Origin of the sequence: Marinobacter sp. MMG032, from assembly GCF_040112695.1 — a bacterium.
Taxonomy (GTDB): Bacteria; Pseudomonadota; Gammaproteobacteria; order Pseudomonadales; family Oleiphilaceae; genus Marinobacter; species Marinobacter salsuginis.
Map to the genome: position 1 here is coordinate 2,477,379 of NZ_CP157802.1, position 24,090 is coordinate 2,501,468.

21 protein-coding genes are annotated in these 24,090 nt (G+C 59.3%); 5 read left to right on the forward strand and 16 right to left on the reverse strand.

Annotated elements, in window-relative coordinates:
* Positions 1 to 139: 139 nt before the first annotated feature.
* Positions 140 to 1,783, forward strand: coding sequence for a methyl-accepting chemotaxis protein (locus tag ABNF92_RS11365; protein ID WP_349342191.1), 1,644 nt, complete (start codon positions 140 to 142; stop codon positions 1,781 to 1,783).
* Here the strand turns inward: ABNF92_RS11365 and ABNF92_RS11370 are convergent.
* Both ABNF92_RS11370 and ABNF92_RS11375 read right to left on the reverse strand, forming a co-directional pair.
* Positions 1,773 to 2,663 (reverse strand): prenyltransferase, encoded by an 891-nt coding sequence (locus tag ABNF92_RS11370; RefSeq protein WP_153634105.1) that lies wholly within the window; start codon positions 2,661 to 2,663, stop codon positions 1,773 to 1,775. The genes ABNF92_RS11365 and ABNF92_RS11370 overlap by 11 nt on opposite strands.
* A 43-nt stretch (positions 2,664 to 2,706) precedes the next feature.
* Positions 2,707 to 3,594 carry an AEC family transporter gene (locus tag ABNF92_RS11375; RefSeq protein ID WP_153634104.1) on the reverse strand — a complete coding sequence of 296 codons (888 nt, stop codon included), beginning with the start codon at positions 3,592 to 3,594 and terminating at the stop codon, positions 2,707 to 2,709.
* A gap of 210 nt (positions 3,595 to 3,804) precedes the next feature.
* Here ABNF92_RS11375 and ABNF92_RS11380 point away from each other — a divergent pair, with 210 nt between their 5' ends.
* Positions 3,805 to 4,989, forward strand: a complete 1,185-nt coding sequence (locus ABNF92_RS11380) for a PatB family C-S lyase (protein WP_153634103.1) — start codon at positions 3,805 to 3,807, stop codon at positions 4,987 to 4,989.
* Between the two features lie 16 nt (positions 4,990 to 5,005).
* Here the strand turns inward: ABNF92_RS11380 and ABNF92_RS11385 are convergent, their stop codons facing one another.
* From ABNF92_RS11385 to ABNF92_RS11400, 4 genes are all read right to left on the reverse strand, one after another.
* Complete coding sequence (locus ABNF92_RS11385) at positions 5,006 to 5,551, reverse strand: carbohydrate-binding protein (RefSeq protein WP_153634102.1); 546 nt, start codon at positions 5,549 to 5,551, stop codon at positions 5,006 to 5,008.
* Positions 5,544 to 6,512 (reverse strand): DMT family transporter, encoded by a 969-nt coding sequence (locus tag ABNF92_RS11390; protein ID WP_349342192.1) that lies wholly within the window; start codon positions 6,510 to 6,512, stop codon positions 5,544 to 5,546. The genes ABNF92_RS11385 and ABNF92_RS11390 overlap by 8 nt, the downstream gene beginning before the upstream one ends.
* A gap of 45 nt (positions 6,513 to 6,557) precedes the next feature.
* Positions 6,558 to 7,943, reverse strand: a complete 1,386-nt coding sequence (locus tag ABNF92_RS11395; protein WP_349342193.1) for a succinylglutamate desuccinylase/aspartoacylase family protein — start codon at positions 7,941 to 7,943, stop codon at positions 6,558 to 6,560.
* A gap of 191 nt (positions 7,944 to 8,134) precedes the next feature.
* Positions 8,135 to 9,772 carry an MBL fold metallo-hydrolase gene (locus ABNF92_RS11400; protein ID WP_349342194.1) on the reverse strand — a complete coding sequence of 546 codons (1,638 nt, stop codon included), beginning with the start codon at positions 9,770 to 9,772 and terminating at the stop codon, positions 8,135 to 8,137.
* Positions 9,773 to 10,064: 292 nt separating this feature from the next.
* Between ABNF92_RS11400 and ABNF92_RS11405 the strand changes: the two genes are divergently transcribed.
* Positions 10,065 to 10,490, forward strand: a complete 426-nt coding sequence (locus ABNF92_RS11405; RefSeq protein ID WP_349342195.1) for a thioesterase family protein — start codon at positions 10,065 to 10,067, stop codon at positions 10,488 to 10,490.
* Here the strand turns inward: ABNF92_RS11405 and ABNF92_RS11410 are convergent.
* The 5 genes from ABNF92_RS11410 to ABNF92_RS11430 form a co-directional block, all read right to left on the reverse strand.
* Positions 10,476 to 11,813, reverse strand: a complete 1,338-nt coding sequence (locus ABNF92_RS11410; protein ID WP_349342196.1) for an MATE family efflux transporter — start codon at positions 11,811 to 11,813, stop codon at positions 10,476 to 10,478. The genes ABNF92_RS11405 and ABNF92_RS11410 overlap by 15 nt on opposite strands.
* Before the next feature lie 311 nt (positions 11,814 to 12,124).
* Positions 12,125 to 12,622 (reverse strand): thiol peroxidase, encoded by a 498-nt coding sequence (tpx, locus tag ABNF92_RS11415; RefSeq protein ID WP_349342197.1) that lies wholly within the window; start codon positions 12,620 to 12,622, stop codon positions 12,125 to 12,127.
* A 70-nt stretch (positions 12,623 to 12,692) separates the two neighbouring features.
* On the reverse strand, positions 12,693 to 13,913 hold the full coding sequence (locus ABNF92_RS11420) for a Bcr/CflA family multidrug efflux MFS transporter (protein WP_349342198.1): 1,221 nt from the start codon (positions 13,911 to 13,913) through the stop codon (positions 12,693 to 12,695).
* Positions 13,914 to 14,039: 126 nt separating this feature from the next.
* Positions 14,040 to 14,951 carry a LysR family transcriptional regulator gene (locus tag ABNF92_RS11425; protein ID WP_349342199.1) on the reverse strand — a complete coding sequence of 304 codons (912 nt, stop codon included), beginning with the start codon at positions 14,949 to 14,951 and terminating at the stop codon, positions 14,040 to 14,042.
* A gap of 33 nt (positions 14,952 to 14,984) precedes the next feature.
* Positions 14,985 to 16,208 carry an alpha/beta fold hydrolase gene (locus ABNF92_RS11430; RefSeq protein ID WP_349342200.1) on the reverse strand — a complete coding sequence of 408 codons (1,224 nt, stop codon included), beginning with the start codon at positions 16,206 to 16,208 and terminating at the stop codon, positions 14,985 to 14,987.
* A gap of 133 nt (positions 16,209 to 16,341) precedes the next feature.
* Here ABNF92_RS11430 and ABNF92_RS11435 point away from each other — a divergent pair, with 133 nt between their 5' ends.
* Positions 16,342 to 17,013, forward strand: a complete 672-nt coding sequence (locus ABNF92_RS11435) for a haloacid dehalogenase type II (RefSeq protein ID WP_349342201.1) — start codon at positions 16,342 to 16,344, stop codon at positions 17,011 to 17,013.
* A 148-nt stretch (positions 17,014 to 17,161) separates the two neighbouring features.
* On the opposite strand, the gene ABNF92_RS11440 is transcribed toward ABNF92_RS11435, so the two are convergent.
* On the reverse strand, positions 17,162 to 18,313 hold the full coding sequence (locus ABNF92_RS11440; RefSeq protein ID WP_349342202.1) for an alpha/beta fold hydrolase: 1,152 nt from the start codon (positions 18,311 to 18,313) through the stop codon (positions 17,162 to 17,164).
* 219 nt (positions 18,314 to 18,532) lie between these two features.
* Here ABNF92_RS11440 and ABNF92_RS11445 point away from each other — a divergent pair, with 219 nt between their 5' ends.
* Entirely contained in the window at positions 18,533 to 19,426 is an 894-nt protein-coding gene (locus ABNF92_RS11445) for an acyltransferase (RefSeq protein ID WP_349342203.1), read from the forward strand.
* A 10-nt stretch (positions 19,427 to 19,436) separates the two neighbouring features.
* Here ABNF92_RS11445 and ABNF92_RS11450 read toward each other — a convergent pair whose 3' ends face one another.
* From ABNF92_RS11450 to ABNF92_RS11465, 4 genes are all read right to left on the reverse strand, one after another.
* A complete protein-coding gene (locus tag ABNF92_RS11450) occupies positions 19,437 to 19,640 on the reverse strand; it encodes a hypothetical protein (protein WP_349342204.1) in 204 nt (67 codons plus the stop codon).
* Positions 19,641 to 19,701: 61 nt separating this feature from the next.
* Positions 19,702 to 21,687: a VacB/RNase II family 3'-5' exoribonuclease gene (locus tag ABNF92_RS11455; protein WP_349342205.1), complete on the reverse strand. Its 1,986-nt coding sequence runs from the start codon at positions 21,685 to 21,687 to the stop codon at positions 19,702 to 19,704.
* A 73-nt stretch (positions 21,688 to 21,760) separates the two neighbouring features.
* Positions 21,761 to 23,479 carry a GGDEF domain-containing protein gene (locus ABNF92_RS11460; protein ID WP_222465646.1) on the reverse strand — a complete coding sequence of 573 codons (1,719 nt, stop codon included), beginning with the start codon at positions 23,477 to 23,479 and terminating at the stop codon, positions 21,761 to 21,763.
* Between the two features lie 155 nt (positions 23,480 to 23,634).
* Positions 23,635 to 24,084, reverse strand: a complete 450-nt coding sequence (locus ABNF92_RS11465; protein ID WP_209399475.1) for a DUF411 domain-containing protein — start codon at positions 24,082 to 24,084, stop codon at positions 23,635 to 23,637.
* Between the last annotated feature and the right edge of the window lie 6 nt (positions 24,085 to 24,090).

Genomic DNA, 24,090 nt, shown 5'->3' on the forward strand with positions numbered 1-24,090 from the left:
GGGGGCGGTGTGTAAAGATTGATTGCAGTAATGAAAAGTCTTGTCAAAAAACCGGGCTGAAGAGGTTATTGATTGATCCAGACTGCAACTTTTAGAGAACACATAGCCTCATTCAATAAAAAGTGTCCGGAGTGTAAACATGTTTGGCCAGCTCACCGTTGCGAAACGCCTCGCCCTTGGCTTTGGTCTGATTCTGTCCCTGGTCATTGCGGTCAGTTTGATTGGCAACCAGCGGGTTGGTTTTATCGACCGGACCCTCACCGACGTGGGTGATGGCGCTGCCGTGAAACAGCGATACGCGATCAATTTTCGAGGCAGTGTCCACGATCGGGCCATCGCCATCCGCGATGCGGTGCTGGTGGAAAACGACCGGGATCTGCAACGGCACCTCGCCGACATCGAGCGGTTGAAAGCGTTTTACCGGGATTCCGCGGGCCCGATGGATAAGATGTTCCGGGAAGAAGGCGCAACCAGCCGGGAAAAGGAACTGCTGGCCGCGATCAAAGAGATAGAGCTCAGGGCCCTGACCCTGACCGATGAACTCCTCGATCTCAGATTGGCCGGCAACATCGACCAGGCCAGGGCTTTTCTGCTCAGCGATGTTTCCGGCGCCTACTCTGAGTGGCTGAAGCGGGTGAACGCTTTTATCGATTATCAGGAAGACGTGGTCACCACCGGCGTCGATGAAGTACGGGAGGCGGCCAGTACATTCAATGCCTTGAACCTGTCAGTGACCGGTCTTGCGGTGGTTCTCGGTGCTCTGGTAGCTCTGGTGATCATCCGCCGATTGAAGAAGATTCTTGGCGGTGAGCCGGAGGATGTTGCAACAGCCATTCGCCATCTGGCTGATGGAGAGCTGGATCAGGATATTCAAACCCGATATCCCGACAGCGTGATGGGCGCGTTGCAGGATACAGTTGAGCGACTGGGCGGCATTATCCGGGAAGTCCGGTCGGCGGCCGAAGAGCTATCCAGTTCTTCGTCTGAACTTGAAAACACCTCGGACAACAACAGCCAGCAGATCCGTCTGCAGGCCAGCGAGGCGGAACAGATGGCTACGGCCGTGAACCAGATGGCGGCCACGGTGAACGAAGTGGCCGGATTCGCCGCCAGCGCTGCAACCGCCACCCAGAAAGCCGATACCGAAGTAGAAAGTGGCAATCGCGTGGTGCAGGAAACGGCTGCTTCCATCGGAGAGCTGGCCGAGACCCTGGAGCAGGCAACCCGGACCGTACAGCGGGTGTCGGAGGACAGTGCGAACATCGAGAAGATCATCGAGGTGATCAACGCCATCGCCGAACAGACCAACCTGCTGGCCCTGAATGCTGCAATCGAGGCGGCCCGGGCCGGTACACATGGCCGGGGCTTCGCCGTTGTTGCCGACGAAGTCCGTTCCCTGGCATCCCGGACCCAGGATTCCACCCGGGAAATTCAGGAAATGGTTGGAAACCTCCAGGCCGGTGCCGGCGAGGCGACCGAGGTTATGGAAAGCAGCCGGGAACTGGCGCGCACCACGGTAGACAAGACCAGTGAGGCGGAGGCTGCCCTGGCCAGAATCCGCAGCGAGGTCGGCGCCATCAACGACATGAACGCTCAGATTGCCAGTGCGTCGGAAGAGCAGAGTTCCGTGGCGGAAGAGGTTAATCGCAATATCAGCCGCATTCACGATGCCACGGTGGAAACTTCAGCCGGCTCTGAGCAGGTGGCCGGGGCCAGCCGGGATCTGGCGGTGCTGGCCGGGCAACTGCGTTCCCGGGTCAGTGTGTTCCGGTTTAAAGGCTGAGCCCGCAGATCAACAGCGCCAGGGTTGCCAGCAGCACCGCGACGTTGATTCCCAGGAGGGTATTCAGCTGTACTGGGTTGGCGAGCGCACCTGGCAGTTTGACACTTACCCAGATCGCTGCCGGCAGAGGCGCAAGGGCAAGAGTGGCCCACACCGGCAACCAGCCGATCCAGATTGCAGCCTCGAGAAGGCCGTAGCTGCTCAGTAACAGGAGCGCTACCAGGCGGGCCGCGGCTGGCTGCCCCAGGGTAATAACCAGATGCCGACGGCCGACTTTCCGGTCGGCGTCTGCATCCGGAATCTGATTGATCAGCAGCAATTCGCTGACCAGCAAAAGGCCGATGGCAGACACAGTCACGGCAGTTACATCCAACCGTGCCCCCAGGGCGATCAGGCTGCCGAGAATCATGACCGGGCCGAAGCCCAGCCCCGGAGCCAGCAGGCAAATCAGCGGAGAACGGGTAATCCAGCGGGTGTACGTGAGCACCAGTGCCACGCCGGCGGCGCCTAACACCAGCATGGGCAGGCCCCGGAGCCAGAGGAAGTAGAGGCCAATGGCTATCACCAGTCCCAGGGTGCCAAACGCGGCCAGCAAAACCTGTCTGGCGGCCGAGGGCACTTCCGGCAAGGCCCCACTGCCGCCGGAGAACGGGGTGCGGCGGGTCATCAGATCCAGCCCGGAGGTAAAGTCCTCGTATTCGTTGAGCAGATTGACGGCGGCATGAGCCAGCAGGGCGCCAATCAGAACCAGGAGAGTATTGATCAGGGTGGGTGGTTCGCCCTGGTGCCAGGCTACCGCCACGCCAAGGCCGGCGCACAGGGGTGCGAGTACCAGAAAATTGGGTCGGGAGGCGCGCACCACCGCAACGGTTTCAGACATCCGTTCTTTCCTCAGCTAACAGAGCCGTTCACCGGGCAGGCGTTCACACGTAGCCCGCGGCAAACACCAGGCCCAGCACAACGGGCATCACCACCAGACTGCCCAGGTTGCTTAATAATACCAGCGAGGCGACCGTGTGTGGCTCCTGACGATACTGTTCCGCCACCATGTAATTGAGCACCGCCGGAGGCAAGGCTGCGAATACCCAGAGCGCTGCCACCTGCAACCCGGGAAGATCGAGAATCGCAATCATTGGCCAGGCCAGTAGCAGGCCGCTGGCAGGGCAGGCAATGGCCCCCAGCATGCCCATTTTCCAGTCGCTGAAATCGATATCCAGCATGCGCACACCGAGGGCAAAGAGCATCAGCGGAATGCACACACCACCGAGCATGTTCAGGGTTTCCAGCAGCCACTCTGGCAAATGCACGCCGCCGAGATTGACCGACAGCCCGGCAATACTGGCAAAGACAATGGGCAGCTTAAGGCGTTTTATGATGGAGGTATGGGGGTCGAGCATGTACAACCCCACCGAAAAGTGCAGCAGCATTTCCACGATGAACAGCACGATGGCCGCCGGCAGGGCCTCATCACCGAAGGCCAGAACCAGCAGCGGAATGCCCATGTTACCGGAATTGTTGAACATCATCGGTGGCAGGAAGGTCTTCAGGTTCAGCTTCAGAACCTTGGCCAGTGGATACAGGACAATCCCCGATCCGAGTACAACCACCGTGGCGGCCAATGCCAGCCTGGCATACTCCTGCAGCGGGGCCTGCTGGTCTGCGAGCACGGCAAAGACCAGCATGGGAACAAACAGCTCCATGTTGAGTACGTTCAGCCCCTGGATGTCGGGCGTCCGATAGCGACCGTACAGGGCGCCGCAACCGGCGATGAGGAATACCGGCAACATGGTGGACAGGATCTGGCCAATCATTGAAAAGGCTCCGGGAGAAAATTCGGCATTGTTATTGGATAAACCGTTAGGTTCGCAAGTATTGCACTGCCTGGGCAAGTGTTTATCGACGATGTTCGACCAAAGCCGGATATGAACACAATGACGACATCTCTGGACGACAGTTGCGATGGTCGCACGGGCCCACCACAATATCGTTTTTTACCACGTTATCTGCCCTGGAGAGTGCCCGTGTCCAGCCCGTTTGATCACCCCGTTCGCCGGGAACATACCTGTTCCGTCAAATTTGATGCCCGCAAGGCGGTATTTGGCACCGAGGATGTGATTCCGGTCTGGGTAGCCGATATGGATTTCGCGGCACCGGAGGCTGTCACCCAGGCGTTGGCGGAGAGGGCCAAACATCCGGTCTATGGCTACACGCTGTTTCCGGACAGTCTATACCAGTCGATGATTGACTGGTTCGCCAGTCGCCATGCCTGGGAAATCCAGCGAGAGTGGATACTGATGGCGCCCGGCGTGGTGCCCTCGATCAACGCGGCCTGCATGGCTTACGCCGGGCCCGGTGAGGGGGTCATCATCCAGCCCCCGGTCTACCCGCCGTTTTTCAGTTCGGTGCGGCACAGTGGCCGGGTGGTGATCGAGAACCCGCTGGTGCCGGAAGATCCGGATACCGGAGATACGGGTCATTACCGCATGGATCTGGATCACCTGGAGCAGTGTGCGGCCCGCCCCGATGCCCGAATTCTGCTGCTGTGTTCGCCCCATAACCCGGTTGGCCGGGTCTGGTCGGAGGAGGAACTGGGGGCGGTTCTCGATATAGCGCGACGACACCAGCTGGTGGTGGTGTCCGACGAGATCCATTGCGACCTGACGTTCCCTGATAAACCTCGCCACACGATGCTGGCCAACCTGGCAGGCCCTGACGACGCACTGGTCACGGCAGTCGCACCCAGCAAGAGTTTCAATATGCCCGGATTGGGGCTGTCAGCCCTTGTGATCCCCGATGCTGACCGTCGCAAGGCGATGAAGACAGTGTTCGAGTCCATGCATCTGCCCCAGTGCAATCCGTTCAGTATTGCCGGGTTCGAGGCCGGCTATCGCCACGGCGGCCCGTGGCTGGACGACCTGATGGTCTATTTGCAGGCAAACCGGGACTATGTGGTGGAGGCTGTTGGTCAGCGACTGCCTGGCATTCGCGTATCCGCTCCCGAGGGTACCTACCTCATGTGGCTGGATTGTCGCGAGCTGGGCCTGGACGATGCGGGCCTGAAACGCTTTTTCGTCCGGCAAGCCGGGGTGGGCATGAACCCCGGAATCTCCTTCGGCGACCCGGGCAGCGGCTTTATGCGCCTGAATATCGGCTGCCCGCGGTCGGTTCTGGAAGAGGTTGTCGGCCGGATAGAAGCGGCTCTCTGACTACTGGCCAGTATGGTTACTGTCGCTCCATGGAACAGTGATCCTCCACCAGTTTCCAGCGCGGAGGCTTGTTCATGCCGGGCATATCGCCATTGGTTGGCCGAATGGCCTCCCAGATCTGACCGCCATGGGTAGCGAGGCTGCCAACCGTGTAGCTTTTGGAGAAGAGCCATGGATCGGGCCGGACGCACATGCCGGAAGCCGTCTCGCCCCGCTTGCTCTTGCCGGCAGTCTGGCTGGTACCGGCCTCGGGTCCCTGTTGACCTTCTTCGGTCTGGGACTGTTCAACCGCTTGCTTACGGCCCTCGCAGTCCGGCACAGAATCCAGCTCTTTCCAGTCGAAGGTAATGCCTGGCTCCAGCCCCTGATGCAGTTCGCGGGATTCGTACCAGTTGCCCTTGTGAAACACTGCGGAGCCTGCCGGGTAGTAGCGGCTGGGTACCCACTTGGACTCTTCAGGATCGCAGGGTTCTGCGGCAGCCGGCAAAGACAGGCCGGCGGCCAAAAGGACCAGAACCAGGCAAAAGAAGCTGTGAGCGTTTCCTGGGATAGATCTAATCATTGGGGTCTCCTTTTGCTGACTGTTCTGAGGTTGGGTAGTGGGTGCGTTTTCGGGTCTGCGTGGCCAGCACCAGCCCGGCAAGAATCAGCGCACCTCCAATAATGTGAAACAGCCCGAGGGATTCGGCCAGGAAAATGCTCGCCAGAATCGAGGCGAAGACAGGCGTCAGGTACATGAAGATGGCCGCTCGGGCCGGGCCAATTTTATGCACACCATGATTCCAGAATCCATAGGCCAGGATCCCCGGGAAGATTGCGAAATACAGGAGTGGCAGTGCCGTGCTCCGGGAAAGCTCGAAGCCACCAGAAAAGAAAATCAGGTCGGTCAGGTAGAACGGCAGTACAACCAGGGTTCCCAGAAGGATCTGCGTGGTCAGAAAGGTCAACGCAGGCAGAGGCACGGCCTGTCGCCGCAACAGCACTGAAAACAGCCCCCAACTGAATACCGCCGCCACCATGATCAGATCCCCCGGCTGGGCTTCAAGGCTGGTCAGCACCGAGACGTCACCGCGGGCGATTACGGTAACGATGCCGCTAATGGCCAGGGCTATCCCGAAGGCCTGGATCGGACGGGTGCGGTCCCCGAGCAGAATCCACGCCAGCAGTGCCACGAAAATGGGAATGGTGGCGTTGATCAGGGCAATATTGGTGGCGGTGGTTGTGGTGGCCGCCAGATACAGCAGGGTATTGAACGCGCCAACACTGAAAGTCGCCAGGGCCAGCATGGAGCCGAAGCGCTGACGGATAACCTCGCGGTGGCGCCATATTCCCGGAAGCCCGAAAGGCAGCAGGATAGCCAGGGCGATCACCCAGCGCCAGAACGACATGGAGAGTGGCGGTATGCTCTCTACCGTGCCCCGGGCCACAACCGCGTTGCCGGCCCAGAACAGGGGTGTAAGAACCAGGCCAATGTAGGCCAGGCCGGGATTACGCGACAAGACTCCGGCGTTCTCGGAAGACACAAAGGCTCCTGTGGGGTTGGTGGTGCCCGAAAAAAGCCTAGCATACTACTCTCCGGGAACTTCTGCCTCCGTACCAATGTGGTAGGCGGCGAAACCGGCCATCACCACCTGATCCACGGCCATGCCGATAACCCGGCCATCGCTGGTGGACCGAATCGGGTGCTGGGCATTGGTGATCGGGTCGGAGACGTAACCGAGAATTTCCCCTTCCGACACGTTTGCCCCCAGCTCGATTTCGCTGAACAGGATTCCGCCGTGGTCCGCGCGGATCCAGTCGGAATCGTAATAGACCGGTTCCGGATCGCCCCAGACGAACATCCGGGAGATCATGCCCTGGCGTTCCATCAGGCTGGTCAGGCTGTTCACGCCGGCGCTGATCTGGTGTTGCTGGATGCGGTGAGACTCGCCGGCTTCCAGGGTGACTGTTCGAATCCCGGCTTCCACAGCCGCCGTGCGCAACATGCCTGCGGAACCTGTGCTGTGCACCACTGCCATGCGGTCAAAGCCGCGAGTGAATTCCGCCACGTCCGGGTTGTTCATGTCGGCACGAAGTTGCGGCAGGTTGGTGCGCTTCAGTGAGCCGGTGTGGATGTCCACCAGCATGTCGCACTTGCGAATCACGTTCTCGAACAGCGAATGGGCAATGCGGTCGGCCAGGCTGCCGTCGGGGCTGCCCGGGAAATGCCGGTTGAGATCGCGACGATCGGGCAGATACCGGCTGCCCTGCTGGAACCCCGGCAGGTTCACGATCGGCACACCCACCACCGTGCCCGACAGTTTTTCGGGGTTCAGGTCGTACATGGTCTGGCGGATGATCTCGATGCCATTCAACTCATCCCCGTGGATGGCGCCGGTGAGGCACAGGGTGGGGCCGGCGTTGATGCCGTTGACCACCAGAACCGGGGTTGTCTGGGACAGGCCGGCAATCTGGATGCCGGGTGTCCACGCCAGGCGGGTAGAGATGCCCGGCATGACATCGTTGTCGAGCAGGGTAAAGACCTTGCCCTCGCGAATCTCGGGTTGCGGCTCGGGTTCAGCCAACGCTTCCGTTGCCATGACCTCGGATTCGGCAGCGTCCGCATCGGTTTCAGGCGGCGCAGAGGCCTGCGCCTCGGGTGGTGGCGCCACCTCTTTCAGATCGATGTTCGGAGCCACCTTGCGGGAAGCTGATGAGGGGGTATCAATACCGGCACCGCCCCGTGAGGTTTTTGGTTTCGGCGCTTTTTCTTTCTGTCCGTCCCGCTGCAGGGGAGCCGAATGCTCGACATCCTCGACGCTCTCGTCTTCGGCCAGCTCCGCAATCAGCACCTCGGATTTTTTGCCGGCTTCTTTCGAATCGGTTTCGGCAAACAGGGGGGCCGAGAGCCAGGGAATAACCAGGGCAATCAGCAGGGTCCGGTGGGACGGTTTTTGAAGCCGCTCAAACAGCATATTTCCTCACGGTTCGTCAGTGTGCGCTCAAGGATAGAGTGCCTCTGGCGGTCATGAATACTGCTGTGACAAAGGTTTAATGCCACTTTCATGAAATCCGGGCAAGTGATATCGGCAACAGTTATACGCCGCAAAAGCGATCAACTATATGGTTATTTTGCGAAATCCGGTGTGCTTTCGTTACTGCCGCGTTAGCTGTCGTGTACGGCGTGCCACAGGTCGTGCTCCCGGAACGCCCGGTGCTCGGCCTCCAGTTTCAGCAAATGCGCCAGTGCTGACCGCGCCGCAAGGCCATGGATGGCGGCCGGAACATCGTCATAGGCTTTCGCTGTGAGGGTTTTCAGATCCGCTGGAGCCAGGGCCTCCAGCGCCCGGGCCACCTTGTGCTCACGGGACAATCGATGGGTAATCAGGAAATCAATAACGGCCTCGGGATGGCCCATCAGGAAACCGTGTGCCGGCGCAATGTAACGAACGGACTCGGCCAGCAACTCGTAAAGCGACTCGATATACGCCTTCATGTCGCCGTCCGGCGGATTAATCACCACCGTTGAGCCCTGCATGATGTGATCGCCGGAAAACAGCAGCTTCTGCTCGGTCAGCAGAAAACACAGGTGGTTCGACGCATGGCCCGGGGTATGCAGCACCTTCAGAATCCCGGCCTCGGTGACAATCAGATCGCCGTGCTCCGGCTCGTCGTCGGCACGGAAGGTCTGGTCTTGCCCCGCACCTTCGGGCGCCGGCCAACCGAATACCCGGCAGCCGGTGCGCTCTTTCAGGGCGGCTACGGCCGGCGAATGGTCCTGATGCGTGTGGGTCACCAGAACCTGATCAACCACGCCACCGGTCACCTCCAGAATCCGCTCGATATGAGACTCGTTGGCGGGACCTGGATCAATCACCGTGAAACGCTCATGGCCCAGGATATAGGTGTTGGTGCCCGGCCCCGTCATCATGCCCGGATTGGGCGCCGTCAGCCGGATCACCCGGGCCGCTACTTCAACGGCATCACCGGGAATAATCTCTGCCCGGGTTGCGCCTTCACCTTCCGGATCCAGCTTCGCCGCCTCATCATAGGCTGGCGCCCCCGGTTCCAGCGTCACCGCCTTGCCCTTTTTCAGGGCCGGCCAGGGCTGACTCGGGTAGGGCTCCGGCGGATTGGCATGGGCGTAGCGCATCAGCGCCTCAGTGGTGTCGAAATCATTGAGCACCCGCAGCGTCCGGATCGTCGGCAACCCCAGCAACCGCTGGCCATTCCGATGATCCTCAAGGGCCTGCTCCGGGCGAATCCAGACATGATCAATGGTCTCCACCCCATCATGACTGGCCACCTGGCCATCGGGAGCGGGGGTCACAAAAAACCGCGTATCAAAACGCCTTGGTGGTCCCGGTGGCGTAATCCAGTGGCCCAGATAAGCCAGCCGGTCCAGGGGAATCGCCAATTCGTGTTTTTGGCACAGACTCGCCAAAGACAGCTCGCCGTCGAACACGGACTTTCGGTCAGCGTGGACCGGATGATCCCCGGCTATGGGAAGCCCCTGCTTGTCCACGGCAACCAGAACCCCGGACTCCTCAAAACACTCCCGAACCGCCGCCAGCATGTAGTCCGCGCCGCCTTCATCGACGCTCATGATCTGACTGATCTCGGCGTCTCCGGCCCCGATCACATGCTCCTGGCCATGAGTCTCGTCTTCCTCGACCCGCCCGCCAGGAAACACAAAATAGCCGGGCATGAACACTGCGTCCCAAGTGCGTTGCAGCAACAGGACCTCAAGGCCATCGGAAGTATCACGAACCAGAACCAAGGTGGCAGCAGGGCGAATATCCATAAAACTCCATCTTCAAATATTTATTGCCAGTGCGCGGGAGTGATACGAACGATGGCAGGGAAGGGCTTTCCAAAACTGTCTGTCGCCAGGGATGGCGACAGTCAAGCGTCACATGGATGTGCCGAAAGGAGCGTGTTTTGGAAAGCCCTTCCCTGCCGTCGCTCCACCAAAACCAACGGCGCGGAGATCTCATAGCAAGATAACCGATTTGGGACGGGGCGTCTTGAGATGAACACTAAAGTCGAACAGCGTATGATTCGCCCCAAGATACGAAACGAAAACAGGAACCCCCGTGGCCCGAATCAAACTCTCCTTCCCGGACGACGTCTTCTGCTTCGAAACCAGAATGCCGGTCAGAATCACCGACATCAACGGCGCCAACCACCTCGGCAACGACGCCCTGATCTCCATGCTGTCCGAAGCCCGGGCCCAATTCCTGGTCAGTTATGGCATCCAGGAAGCCAGCAAGGATGGCACCGGCATCATCGTCACCGACCTGGCCACCATGTATCAGTCCGAATCCTTCTTTCCGGAAATGCTCAGGTTTGAAGTAGGCGTTATGGACTTCAACAAGTATGGCGGTGATTTCGTGTTCCGGGTCACCAAGGCCGAAAGCGGCCAGCCCGTGGCCCTGGCGAAATACGGCTTCGTCTTCTTCAACTACCACCGCAAAGAAGTGGTGCCAATACCCGAAAACTTCCGTTCACGCTTTGCCTGAGGCCACCTCGGCCTTCAAGCGCGCCATGCCGGACCGGTAAAAGCTGTACGCCATGGCGCCGGCAAACAGATTGCCGACCAGCGCACCACTCATCAGGCCATAGATGCCATTGATCTGGCTGCCCAGCCAGAGCAGAGGCAGAAAGCACAGAAACAGGCGCAGGGTGGACACCAGCAGGGCCCGCATTGCCAGCCCCAGGGCATTGCACACCGACACCATCAGCATACACACACCCAGACCGCTATAACTGAGTGGCACCCGCAACAGATAGCCGGCCAGAACTTCCTGAACGTCACCGTCGCTGGAGAACAGCTCGGACACCAATCCGGATGCCACCACCCAGGCCAGGCCAATGGCCAATTGCCAGACCACCACGAAACGCACGGCCAGACGAACCAGCTTCCGGATCTGCTCGATATCGCCAGCCCCCAGCATGCGGCCAATCATCGGCGGCATCGACATGGTCAGTGCCAGTACCACCACAATCGAGAAGAATTCCAGGCGGGTGCCCAGGCCCCAGGCGGCCACCGAGGCCGAGCCGAATCCCGCTACCAGGGCCGTCGCAAGCATCGCGGAAACCGCCGGCATCAGTTGGCTGACCATGGCCGGCGCCATGATGCCGTTGAGCTGTTTCAGGGCCTTCCAGAGCGCAAGCTCCTGAAGATCGAACCGAACCCAGTGGCGTTTCAGGAGTTTCGGGTAGATCACCAGGCAGCCGATACCGAAAGAGGTCACGGTAGCCCAGGCGGCGCCGGGCAGGCCCCAGCCGAAAACGAAAATGTACAGCGGGTCCAGGGCGATGTTGGTCAGGCTCGTGGCCACCATCATGTACCCGGGCAATTTGGTGTCGCCATGGGACCGGCAAACGCTGTAGCCAAAATACAGGAACGCGCCGGTCCAGGCGGCCATCAGCCAGGGCACCCAGTACTGGCGGATCAATGGCAGCAGTGATTCCTCCGCGCCCAGGGCTGTCATGATGTGCTCCTGCAGAAACCACAGGGCCACGCAGATGACCAAAACGAGGCTGCCGCCAACGGTGATGATCAGCCCGCCCAGGCGATAGGCTCGAAGCTCATCGCCGGCACCCAATGTGCGGGAGACGATCGCCGTGGTGGCAATACCCAGACCCACTTGAAGGCCGATGATCAGTTGCTGCATCGGCAGGGTAAAGCCCAGGGCCGCCAGAGGATCACGGCCAAGCTGACCCACGAAGGCACTGTCGGCCAGCTGGAAGGTCATCAGGGACAGTACCCCAAAGAGCATGGGCCAGGTCATGTTGTAGAGCTGGCGGGCCAGGGATGGGTTCTGGGTGGTGGTCTGCACGGGGCGTCAGGGGCCTTTGGTTAGGGTTCGGGCTACGGGCGGGGAATTCTAACAGGTTATGGTTTTGGAGCATGCAGTCGGCTGGGGGCGGGCTTCTGAAACACGCTGTGAATACATCCCTGTACGCTCGGCTCCGCCCCTCAGTGCTTAATGCTCCTGCGTCGCACTGAGGGCCCTGGGCAGGCCATCCTTGGCCAGCCCGTGAAGCACTGCCGCGCTTCACCCATGGCTCCGCACGGTTTCAGAAGCCCGCCCCCATCCAACTGCCCCGAGACCGGTGATATGTCCGGCACTCAGGGCAAAAAGAAGGTTTACAGCACCTTCAAGGCCGCATCGTAATCCGGCTCGTTTTTGATCTCATCAACCAGTTGGCTGTGAATGACCTTGTTGTTCTCATCAAGCACAACCACCGCCCGGGCACAGAGGCCGGCTAACGGGCCGTCCTGGATGGCGACGCCGTAATCCTGCTGGAAGCTGTAGTTCCGGAAGGTGGAGAGGGTTTCGACGTTTTTCAGGCCTTCGGCACCGCAGAAGCGGGCGGCCGCGAAGGGCAGATCGGCGGAGATGACGAGTACCACGGTGTTGTCCAGGCTGCCGGCTTTTTCGTTGAACTTCCGGGTAGACGCGGCGCAGACGCCGGTGTCGATGCTGGGGATGATGTTCAGGATCTTGCGCTTGCCGGCCCAGTTGTCGAGTTTGACTTCTTCCAGGCCGCTGTTGGTCAGGGTAAAGGGAGGCGCGTTGTCGCCTGTTTCGGGAAATTTGCCGCTCAGTTCAATGGGATTGCCGTCCAGGTTAACGCTGCTCATAGTCTTTGCTCCTCGGTGTCTGGTTTAGAGTGTTAAGTACTCTGTGTAGACCACTTTGGATGATTTTGCCTTAATTGCCGGTCGCGCCTTGTGGCTCGAAACCTTTCGCAGGATAACGCTGAACCAGCACCAGATAACAGCCCATGGCGATGGCGGCGCAGGCTGCAATGATCAGGGCCATGACCAGAGAGGTGCCATCGTGCAGGTGGCCCACCAGCATACCGGCGACGGCCGCAACGGCCATCTGGGTGAAGCCGAACAGGGCAGAAGCGGAGCCCGCCATGCTCGGGAAGTTGGCCAGGGCGCCGGCCATGGTCTGGGGCAGCACCATCCCGGTTCCGATCATGAACAGGGCCTGGGGCAGGATCACCGCCCAGACGTTGAACACTTCACTCAGTGCCAGCACGGCCATCAGACTGCCACCAGCCACGGCAATGATTAGTCCCCGCATCAGGATCTGGTCCGGCAACAGGCGACGGCCGAGACGGACGGCAGTCAGGTTTCCTACGATGTACCCGGCCACCATGCACGCAAAGTAAAGACCGAACTGCTCGGTTGGCACGCCCAGGAAATCGATCAGGACGAACGAAGAACCAGACAGGAAGGCGAACAGACCGGAAAAAATCAGCGCATTGGTCAGGGTGTAGCCCACGAAGCTGATGTCCTTCGCGATAGTCCGATAGTTCCGCAGCAGACTGCAGAGCTTCAAAGATTGCCGATGCTCCGGGCGCATGGGCTCGGGAATACCAAAAGCCACCACCACGGCCATCACCAATGCATAACCTCCCAGGGCCAGGAATACCGAAGCCCAGCCCAAGCCAGCCGTCAGCAGGCCACCAATAGTCGGCGCCACGGCCGGCGCGAGGGCCATGATGCTGGCCAGAATTGCCAGGATCTTCGCGGCTTCGCGGGGCGTGTAAATATCTCGAATCGCCGCCCTACCCAGAACCGGCCCGGCAGAACCACCAAGCGCTTGCAGAAAACGGCACAGGATCAAGGTTTCAATATTGGTCGCCAGGGCACAGCCAATACTGGCAATGGCGAACAGCACAAAACCGCCAATCATGATCGGCTTGCGACCAAAACGGTCGGCCAACGGACCGCAAATCAGCTGAGCAATGGCAAACCCCACCAAATAAAGACTCAGCGTCAGCTGAACCTGATCGGTACCGGTGCCGAAGTCTGAACCGATTTGTGGCAGCGCCGGCAGATACATATCCGTCGCCAGCGGCCCAAGGGCCACAGCGGCAGCAAGCAAAACGGTTGTCCAGACACTGGTCAAAGTCAGCATGGTTTTCCTGATGTGTTATCTCAAAAAGTCCAACAGGCCGGGACGGGAGTAAACGCAGTCTAGGGCAGAAGGAGATGGAAGATAACGGCAAGAAGGCTCATACAACCTATGAGCAAAACTAATTGATTAACTTTTCAGACCGTTGAGCGTAGCGGCCACGGCATTCACCTGATTGCGCAGCCACTTGTGGGCAGGGTCATTCTGATTGCGGCGATGCCACAGCATAAGCAAGGTGAACGGCTTGAAATCAAAGGGCAGGGGAACCCAGGCGAAGTCGCGAAGTAAGTGTTTGCTCATGCCTTCAGGCGCCGTCGCCAGCATGTCGGTACCCCGCAGAAACTCAGGCAGACCCGAAAAATTGGACACCGTCACCACATTGCGACGAACCAGTCCACGCGCCTCAATCGCGGTTTCCACCGTGGGTTTCTCGCCGGTAGCGAATAACAGGGCGATGTGGTCTGCCTTCAGGTATTCCGGCAGATCCACTGGCGGTTTCCGGTGTTCGGGATCGTAGAACACCACCATCCGATCAGCCATCAAGCCCCGCTGCATAATGTCCGTCGCCTCCGGCGCGTGGGGCGAAATCACCAGATCACAGACATCCTTCCGCAACAGATCTGCCCTGGGAATGCCGGACGGAATAACCTGCAGGCTGATACCCGGAGCCTCTTGACGCAACGTACGCACGAGACCGGGCAGCAGAAGATCCCGCTGGTAGTCATTGGCAGCAATCGTGAACGTGAACTCGGCCGTGGCGGGACTGAACGGCGGGCCAGACGACAGCGACTGCAGGTCGTCCAGAATCTGGCGAACATGCGGGCCCGCCTGGAGGGCGTAGCGGGTTGGCACAATGCCGCGCCCGGATTTCACGAAAAGTGGGTCCCCAAGGGCCTGACGCAGTCGTTCCAGCGTGTGGCTCACCGCCGACTGGGTAACCCCCAGCCGAACCGCAGCACGGGAAACACTGCCTTCATCAAGTACCGCCAGAAAAGTGCTGAGTGCCCGGAAATCCAGGTTGAATGTATCAATCGGGTTCATGAATGGCAGTGTAACCCGATGCCCTCGGTGGCGCTACGGCCCCTTATCGGATTGGTGTGCCTGAATAAATGTCCCAATGGCTGACGCCAGGTCATTGAACCAGGGGTTGTAGGTTAGCCGGCTGGTAAAGACCGGGCGCTCCGTATCGTGCCAGGCACTGAACCAGAGCTCTTGCTCCGGCAACTGCCGGCATTCGTCCAGGGAGATATTATTGGGTTCAAGGCAACGCTGCAGTGGCGCGCCCAGGCCATAGAGTTCGTTGTCTGGCGCAATCAACAGCGACTGGTGAGAGAACTCCAGGATATTGGCGTCAGGCAGATAGCTGTTCAGGAAACGGATGCGCTCATCGGCCAGTGCGTCCGGCCAGGATTTACGAGTATCCCGAAAAATCACCATGGCGTTTCCGGGATTGGTGAACCGTTCCCGGAACTGCGTGACCAGATAGTCGAGATTGATCACCGAGTCGGCCTCTGTCGCAGCCAGGAACAACGGCATATCAATGGTTTCCTGCTGGACGATGCGGCCCTGGGCCGCCGAGATAACATCCCCGATCTGACTGCCGGCGTTAAAGGAAAACGACTCGTACTTTACCGGGTTCAGCTCCGGTTCTTTCTCCACAAAGTCACCAAACACGTCGGCGATTGGCGCCAGCCAGAGGTAGTCCCGAAGACCGTTGAGCTGCCAGGCGGGTGCGACCGCAACCAGGCCCGCAGGTCTGGGCCCGGTTTCCGAAAGGGCATAATCCGTGGCCAGGGCACCACCCAGTGAAAAGCCTCCGATAAACGCCCGGTCTACCTCCTGCGACAGGGCGAAGAAGTGATTGCGTACCTGCTCGCGCCACACATCGGCGCTGGCCGTCACCATATCCCCGGGACGGGTACCGTGTCCCTGCAGCAACAGGGTTCGGACTTCCACGCACTGATCCGCCAGGTAACGGGCCAGATCCCTGAACACAAAAGGCGAATCGCTCAGGCCGTGCACCAGCAACAGCCCGGTGCGGTCCCCCGTGCTACAACTCGCCGCCGGTGCAAGCTTGTAGGGCAGGTTCCACAACACCTGTTGCTCCCGCTCAAAGCCTTCCACAGGCACCAGATTGGTATCGACATAGGCCTTGGCAGATTCCACATAGCGGTCGAAATCGGATACGGGTTCGGCGCCCAATGTTGAGGGCCCGGGAGTATAGAGTTGAGTGCTGGTGGCACAGGCCGCGGTGGTGCCCAGCACCAGTAAAACGAGCAGATTCCTGAGGATAGTCATAGCTGCCGAGTCAGATTCGCTCCTTTCGTTTAAACCGTCGTCATTGCTGGCTGTGTTGAGTGATCGTTCAAATCCCGATACTGTGACCTCAGTATACGACCCCGAACCCCCTTCCGGATGAGGAGCCCCACTGATGAGCATGACCCTCGCTTTCGACGTTTACGGAACCCTGGTCGACCCCATGGGCATGTCCCGCCTCCTGGCGGAGGACGCCGGCGACAGGGCAGAAGCCGTAGCCGCACTGTGGCGGGAGAAACAGCTGGAGTTCTCATTCCGAAAGGGCCTGATGAAAGTCTACGAAGACTTCGGTGTCTGCACCCGCCAAGCCCTGCGCTACGCCATGGCCACCCACAAACTGACCCTGTCCGAAGAACGCGAAAACGCCCTGATGGCTGCTTACCTTTCCCTGCCCGCCTTCGACGATGCCTTGCCGGCGCTGAAAACACTGAAAGGGCAGTATCCGCTGTTTGCGTTTTCCAACGGAAGCTATCCCGCGCTGGAGAAGGTATTAGGGCATAACGATCTGTTGGACCAGTTTGAAGGCCTGGTGTCCGTAGATGACATCAAAACCTTCAAACCCGATCCGGCTGTCTACACCTATGCCCGAAGGGCCACGGGCTGTTGGGAAAAGCCCTTGTGTCTGGTTTCGAGCAATGCCTGGGATGTCATCGGTGCCCGGGCAGCAGGATTACTCGCAATCTGGGTTCAAAGGGATCCGAACAAGGTGTTTGAAGATTGGGGTATCAAGCCTTCTGCGGTTATCAACAGCTTGTCAGAACTGGAAACAGCCTTGAAAAATCTCTGAAGTTAGAGGAGGCAGGTGTCAGGGAGGGCTTTCCAAAACTGTCTGTCGCCAAGGATGGCGACAGTCAAGCGTCACATGGACGTGCCGCAAGGAGCGCGTTTTGGAAAGCCCTCCCTGACACCTGCCGGCAAACTCCAAAGCCAGACAATCAGTCTGACCGCAAAGCCAGCCACTCCGCCAACTCCAGCCAACTCTGACGCGGCGCCTTGCTCCCTGCAAGAATGCCCATATGCCCACCCGGCACAACCCGAAACGTCTTGTCGGTGGAGCTCACATGATCCATCACCCGCTTGGCCGCACCAGGCGTCACAAGCGTATCGTCGCCGCCGGCGATTGCCAGTAAGTTGGCACTCACATTGTCCAGTTTGGCAATGTCCTCCCCGATCTGGATCTCACCTTTCGACAGCTGGTTGTCGATCCACACCCGCACCACTGTGTCCTGAATGATCCCGCCGGGATAGGCCACCATACGGTCCAGAAACGCCGACGTGGTCGCGTGGTTGGTCACGAATTCCCGATCACCCAGTCGAATGATCAGCTCCCAGTAACTCATCACGCTGGCAATGGGATTGGTCAGCTTGAAACCGATGGTATTGGCCCACCCGGGCGTATGAAACCAGTACGGTTTCACATCGTGAAGCCGGAACCCGGTACGCTCCCGGATAAATCCGGCCACGTCTGCCATGCGCTGATTCACCACCCCCAGAATCCCGGATGCGTGGCTGTCAATCGGCGAGCCCAGCACGATGGCATTGCGTACGTGCTGATCGTTGCTCAGCGCGGAATAGAACAGCGTGAACATCCCGCCCATGCTCCAGCCATGCAGCGACAGCTCCTGCTCGCCGCTGTGCTCTCGAACCCGGTTCAAGTAGGCAGGCAACAGCTCCGCCACATAGGTATGCAGGTTGTAATGACTGTGTTCCCGCGTTGGCATGCCCCAATCAATCAGATAGACCTCAAAGCCCCTGGCCCGCAGAAACCGAACCAGGCTGCGCTGGGGGAACAGATCGTAGATGAGCATGTTCACCGCCAGGGGCGGCACGATAACAATCGGGGTCTTGTGGGCTGTCCGCTCCACCGCAATGGTCTCGCCTTCCAGCTCGATGAAATCCTCGGCCAGCGGCGGATAGTAGCGCAGGCTGACCAGGCCATCGGTATGGAGCGTCTCAAACGGCGTCTGTCCGGCCTGGACCAGACTGGCGGCTCGAAAGATACGGTCGAAGGCATTGCCGGCATAGAGGGCCGTTTGCCGGGTAACGCCGGCCGCGCGGTCAGCAGCTGATTTGAAGAGATTGGGCATGGGGGTGTCCATGGAGAATTTGAAGCACACTGTACTGATTTCCGAAGACCTGGTCTTGCAGGCTGCAAACCGGGATTATCCATGGTGAGGAGGAAATCACCATGGCAGAAGTGTCCAAAGCGAAGGGCAAACCGGTCACTTCAGGCCACTGCCCAAGGGGCCCCGGGGTTGCTATCATTGGCCCCCATTTGCAAAGAACAACCAAAAAACAGGATTGCCATGCTCAGCTTTCTCCCCGCCCCCGTGATCGGTGTACTTAACTGCATTCTGTTGGGAATCAACACCTTGTTCTGGTGCATCCTGCTCTACATCCCGGCCATCCTGAAACTGATTATTCCCATCACCGGCTTCCGGGTGTTGTGCACCAAAGTAATTATCTGGATCGCAGAAGCCTGGGTGGCCTGCAACACCGGCTGGATGAAGCTGACCCATGGCACGAACTGGGACGTGAAAGGGGCCGAAAACCTGAAGCGGGAAAGCTGGTACCTGGTATTGGCTAATCACCAGAGCTGGGTGGATATCTTTGCCATGCAGCGGGTGTTCAACCACCGGGCGCCGTTTCTCAAATTTTTCCTCAAGCAGCAGCTAATCTGGGTACCGGTAATCGGTCTTGCCTGGTGGGGCCTCGATTTCCCCTTCATGAAGCGTTACACCCGGGAATATCTGATCAAGCACCCGGAGAAGCGGGGCGAGGACCTTCGTTCAACCCGCCGGGCCTGTGAGAAGTTCCGCTATACCCCGGTGAGCGTCATGAACTTCGTGGAAGGCACACGTTTCACCCAGGCCAAACACGACAAGCAAAAGTCGCCCTACAAGCACCTGCTAACACCCAAGGCCGGCGGTGCCGCCTTCGTACTCGACGCCATGGGGGACTCTATCCAGACGCTGGTGGATGTGACCATCGCCTATCCGGGTGGCGCACCCACCTTCTGGGAGTTTATCTGTGGCCGGGTGAAGGAAGTGAAACTGGAAATCCACACCGTTGATATCCCGGACCACCTGAAAGGCCGGAATTACTCAACGGATGCGGAGCACCGCCGAAACGTGAAGACCTGGATTGGAGAAAAGTGGCAGGCGAAGGATGAACGGGTGGAGGAAATGCTGGCCCGGTAAGTGCCGGGCATCAGCTGTCGGAATCGTCCTCTACTTCATCCGGATGTTCTCGCTTGTAACGCTCCCACTCTTCCCAGTCATGAGGCGTTCCCGCATGGGGCCGGCGGAGGTGTTTGGCGTGCTCCATGGCGTTGTGGCGGAGGCTGTGGTCCCGTTCCTCCTCTTCCTTGTCGAAACCGTACTTTCTGAGAAATTCGTCAGGGCTGATGGGCATGGCGCACCTCCATCAAAGGAACATGTCCTGAATGATACGATGCGCCCGCCAGCGTGGTTTTTCAACCGTCTTTGGAACTAGCTCCGGTGGCTATCTCCTGCGCTTCCACCAGCTTGAAATTAATCTGCCTGCGTTCTTCGTCTACCCCGGCAAAGCTAACCGTCACCGGCTGCTCCAGCTGGAAGATGCGCCCGTTCTTGTTATGGATCAGGCGCAGGGTGACAGGGTCAAAGCTGTACTTGCCATCCAGGTCCTTGCAGCTGACAAACCCTTCCAGCCCGTTGGTGTCCAGCCGCACAAAGAAGCCGGCGGGTACCGTGCGGCTGATCACCCCGGTCATGGGTTCTTCGCTCAGTGTCTTGGCAAAGTCGCTCTTGAGCCAGGCTTCCAGGCTGTTTGCCGCCTGACGGGCGCGGATCTGGGCGGCTTGCAGGGCTTCAAGCTGATCCTCGGTCAGGGGTTTCATGGGAGTATCCCACAGCGCCGACTTGATCAGCCGGTGCACGTAAAAGTCCGAGAACTTGCGCAGTGGCGAGGTAAACGTGGTGTAGGCATCCAGGCCCATTCCCTGGTGAGGAGCCGGCTTGAAGCTCAGCTCGGCCCGGGCAAGCTGGCGGGACAGTATGGCCTTGACCGGTACCTCGGCTTCCAGGGCGTCGGTTTCTTTCATCAATTTGCGGAAGCCCTCGGCCTGATGGGCATCAACCCCGGACAGGTGTGGGGCGTGGCTGTCGAGCAGCGCCCGGATGTTATCGGCGCGATCATCCCGAAGCCCGGGGTGCTGGATAAACAAGCCCGCTGTCTGGTTGGCAAGAAAATCCGCGGCGCAGCGGTTGGCAGCAACCATACACTCTTCCACCAGGCGGTGGGCTTCGTTCTGAATGGACGGCTCGATCAGCCGGATACGCTTGTTTTCATCCAGGCGGAGCCGGAATTCCGGCCGGTCGCCGCTCAGCAACGCATGCTCGCTGCGCCATTTCCTGAGCGCTGTCGCTGCCTGGTGCAATTGATCCAGGCTGTTGGCAACGGCGTCCGGGAGCGCCTTGATCTCATCGTCTTCCCGGCCTTCAATCAGGTTGGAGACCAACTCGTAGCTGAGCTTGCCCTTGGACCGGATAACCGCCTGGTGAAAGCTGTAATCGCCCAGGCTGCCATCGTTGTTGACCTGCAGATCACACACCAGGGCCAGGCGTTTCATATCCGGCATCAATGAGCACAGTCGGGTGCTGATGCTGTCCGGCAGCATGGGCAGGGGCTCGCCCGGGAAGTAAATGGCGGTGGCGCGATTGAACGCTTCCTGCTCCGCCGGGCTGTCGGTCTCGATCACGGCGGTCGGGTCGGCAATGGCAATCGACAGGGTCCAGCCGGTGGCGTTGGGTTCGGCCAGCAGGGCGTCGTCCATGTCTTGGGTGCCCGGGCTATCGATGGTCACATAGGGTCGGTCCGTGCGATCTTCCCGCCCGGCTTCCCGGGATTCAATGTCGCTGTCACTGAGGCTGTCGGCCTGCGCGCGCACCGCATCGGGCCAGGTGTCTGCCAGATCAAACGTCGCCAGGGTGAAGGAACGTTCGATACCGGGTTCCCCGGCCTTGCCGATCACCCGCAGGACCCTGGCCTGGCCTTTGCCGTCCTTGATCGGATGCCGGTGAATCTGGCAGTAGATGTAATCGTCCTGTTGGGCGTTCATCCGTTCCTTCGGGGGAATGAAGATCCAGCGGTTGATACCCGGCGTCTCGGGTACCACGAAATGCCCTTTCCCTTTGATCAGATAGCGCCCGACAAACGTGTTCAGGCGGGTTTCCAGTAATTCGTCCACCACGCCCTGGGTTTTGCCTTTCTCAACTTCCTGCTCGGTGACATTCACCCGGTCCCCGGGCAGCACTTTCTGCATTTCCTCAGGTGGCAGAAAGACGTCCCGGCCCTCGTCGAGCGCAACGAATCCGAAGCGGCCATTGGTGGCTTTGACCGTCCCGGGAAACACCACCTTATTGTCCTTGATATCCGATTTCAGCTGGCGCAACTGGCTGAGGGCGTCGGCATTGAGCATGAAGTAACCTGGCTGGTAGAAAAATGAATGATGGGGCGGAGTATAACGGTTATGGCGGTATGAGTCAGACCTGTTACGCCGGGTTAATCTCCGGGTCTTCCGAGACGGTGATACAGACCCGATTGCGCCCCTCATGCTTGGCCTGATAGAGGGCCCGATCCGCGTGACGAAGAATGGTGTCACTGTTATCGCCGGGCAGGGCGAAGTAACCACCAACACTCACAGTGACGGCAGTCCCGGTTTTTCGGCTTTCCTGTTCCACGGATTCGCGGATACGACGGGCGATACGGCCCAGGGTCTCCGGGTCGCAGGGTGAGAGCAGAACCACGAATTCGTCGCCGCCCCAGCGTCCGGGATGATCGTAGGGGCGAACGCCGGCTTTCAGCCACAGGGCAACCCGGCACAGGATCTGATCACCGGCCTGGTGGCCAAGGTTGTCGTTGATGCTCTTGAAATGGTCAATGTCGAGCCAGATCACGCCGAAGCCGGACTCCTGGCGGCGGGCCCGCTGGATTTCCTCATCCAGCACCTCGTCCAGGCCCCGACGGTTTTTCAGACCGGTGAGGGGATCAATCCGGGCCAGTCGATTCAACTCATCGGTTCGCTGCGCAACTTTTTCCTCAAGCTCCCGGGTGGAGTGGCCCAGGCTCTGGGTCATTTTCTCGAAGTGATCGGCCAGCCAGCCGATCTCATTATCCGGCTTATCCAGCCGTGGCAGATCAAAGCTGCCTTCCCGGACTTTTTCCACAGCGTGCTCCAGACTCATGATGGGCTTGAGAATCCGGGTCTGGATAATCAGGTGGAACAGTACCAGGGTGATCAGCAAGGTGCCCAGGAACACGGCTACCAGCGGCCACAGATAGCTGGTTGGCAGGAGGGTGTTGAGGTCGAGCAGGGTGATCTCAAACCAGCCAATGGCCGGGAGGAAGGCAACGCCGGCCAGATGCTTTCGGCCATCCACGGTCACAAAGCCGCTTTCCACCTGGCCTGCCTGGTCGCCCCGCTTCTTGAGCAACTGCAGCATACCGAGAATCTGCTGCTTGTCCTGGGGATCATCGAACAGCAGATCGACGGTGTTCTTCTGGCCTTCGGGTTTGATGATACTGGCGAAGTCGATGTAGTTCCGGTCGCGGTACAGCTGGATGGCGCCGTTGTAATCTACGAACAGGGTCGTGATGCCATCCTGACCGATGTCGACAATATCCTGCAGGAAAGCGTCCAGGCTAAGGCCTGTGCCGACCATGCCGACGATCTGGCCAGCCTCATCGCGCATCAGCACATCGATCCAGAGTTTGGTGACACCCAGCTCCGTATCCGGGTTTACGTTGAGGTGAAAGTCGCGACCTTCCTCAATGAGTTGGAAGAACCAGGCGTCATCGGGTTTTTCTTCATCGAGAACATACCGGAACTGGTTGCCAGCGTATTCGTTCTCTTCGTTGTTGTAGTAATAGTGACCATTCTGGACGAGGGCAACGAAGTAGTTGTTGTCCCTGAAATTGGAGCGAAAGCTTTCCATCTGGCGGATGGCTTCCGCTTGGAGCGCGGCGTCATCCGGATTGGCGGCCCAGTTGATCAGGGCGGACGAGCTTGCCATTTGTTTGGCCAAGCCGATTTCCCGCTCCAGGGATTGCAGCAGGCGGGCGCTGTCGTAGCGCACCTGTATTTCCGCGACCTGTTGGCCCCAGCGTTCGATGATGCTCTCGGACAGCTCCCGATAGGCCAGCCACGAAGCCGCAGAAGCCACGATGATGAGAGTGGCAGCCAGACCAAGGATGCGGGTTTTAAGACTCAACGAGTATCCCTCTCGGATTTTCCGGGTTTCTGGGCGCCAATGATAGAACACTGGTTAACCAGAGTGTAGGAAAAACAGACAGGGATAGGTGTAAACCGGAAGGAAAAAGCGGTAGCAAGGGCCGGTAAATGCCGGCCCTTGTCTGGTGATTCCCGTTAATTGTGCTGGGAAAAGATTCGGGTCTGTCCCGCCTCGTTGAACAGGATGACCTTGTAATGATCCTTCCGGTCGCCCATCTCCATGCCGGGTGACCCTATGGGCATCCCGGGTACGCTCAGGCCGGTGGCCCGGGGAGCTTCGCTGATCAGGCGTTTGATGTCATCGGCCGGTACATGGCCTTCAATGACGTAATCGCCGACAAACGCGGTATGGCAACTGCCAAGACCGGCAAGCAGACCTGCGTCGGCTTTGATCCTGCCCATATCGTTGGTGTTGGTCGCCTCTACCTCGAAGCCATTGTCTTCCAGGTGATCAATCCAGTCTTCACAGCAGCCGCACGTGGGGGATTTGTAGACGTGGATACTCTGGGCAGCGCCGGCCGCCACCGTGGTGGTGCTGAATCCCAGGGCAGCCATCAGGCCAAAAGCCAGGGTGTGTTTTTTCATGGCAAG

What these genes read in the sequence shown, in the direction of transcription:
- ABNF92_RS11365 (WP_349342191.1), top strand. Translation starts at nt 140, where the DNA reads ATGTTTGGCCAGCTCACCGTTGCGAAACGCCTCGCCCTTGGCTTTGGT.
- tpx (WP_349342197.1), bottom strand. Translation starts at nt 12,622, where the DNA reads ATGAGCAGCGTTAACCTGGACGGCAATCCCATTGAACTGAGCGGCAAA.
- ABNF92_RS11425 (WP_349342199.1), bottom strand. Translation starts at nt 14,951, where the DNA reads ATGAACCCGATTGATACATTCAACCTGGATTTCCGGGCACTCAGCACT.
- ABNF92_RS11440 (WP_349342202.1), bottom strand. Translation starts at nt 18,313, where the DNA reads ATGCCCAATCTCTTCAAATCAGCTGCTGACCGCGCGGCCGGCGTTACC.
- ABNF92_RS11430 (WP_349342200.1), bottom strand. Translation starts at nt 16,208, where the DNA reads ATGACTATCCTCAGGAATCTGCTCGTTTTACTGGTGCTGGGCACCACC.
- ABNF92_RS11450 (WP_349342204.1), bottom strand. Translation starts at nt 19,640, where the DNA reads ATGCCCATCAGCCCTGACGAATTTCTCAGAAAGTACGGTTTCGACAAG.
- ABNF92_RS11385 (WP_153634102.1), bottom strand. Translation starts at nt 5,551, where the DNA reads ATGATTAGATCTATCCCAGGAAACGCTCACAGCTTCTTTTGCCTGGTT.
- ABNF92_RS11435 (WP_349342201.1), top strand. Translation starts at nt 16,342, where the DNA reads ATGAGCATGACCCTCGCTTTCGACGTTTACGGAACCCTGGTCGACCCC.
- ABNF92_RS11445 (WP_349342203.1), top strand. Translation starts at nt 18,533, where the DNA reads ATGCTCAGCTTTCTCCCCGCCCCCGTGATCGGTGTACTTAACTGCATT.
- ABNF92_RS11375 (WP_153634104.1), bottom strand. Translation starts at nt 3,594, where the DNA reads ATGATTGGCCAGATCCTGTCCACCATGTTGCCGGTATTCCTCATCGCC.
- ABNF92_RS11370 (WP_153634105.1), bottom strand. Translation starts at nt 2,663, where the DNA reads ATGTCTGAAACCGTTGCGGTGGTGCGCGCCTCCCGACCCAATTTTCTG.
- ABNF92_RS11465 (WP_209399475.1), bottom strand. Translation starts at nt 24,084, where the DNA reads ATGAAAAAACACACCCTGGCTTTTGGCCTGATGGCTGCCCTGGGATTC.
- ABNF92_RS11420 (WP_349342198.1), bottom strand. Translation starts at nt 13,913, where the DNA reads ATGCTGACTTTGACCAGTGTCTGGACAACCGTTTTGCTTGCTGCCGCT.
- ABNF92_RS11455 (WP_349342205.1), bottom strand. Translation starts at nt 21,687, where the DNA reads ATGCTCAATGCCGACGCCCTCAGCCAGTTGCGCCAGCTGAAATCGGAT.
- ABNF92_RS11400 (WP_349342194.1), bottom strand. Translation starts at nt 9,772, where the DNA reads ATGGATATTCGCCCTGCTGCCACCTTGGTTCTGGTTCGTGATACTTCC.
- ABNF92_RS11395 (WP_349342193.1), bottom strand. Translation starts at nt 7,943, where the DNA reads ATGCTGTTTGAGCGGCTTCAAAAACCGTCCCACCGGACCCTGCTGATT.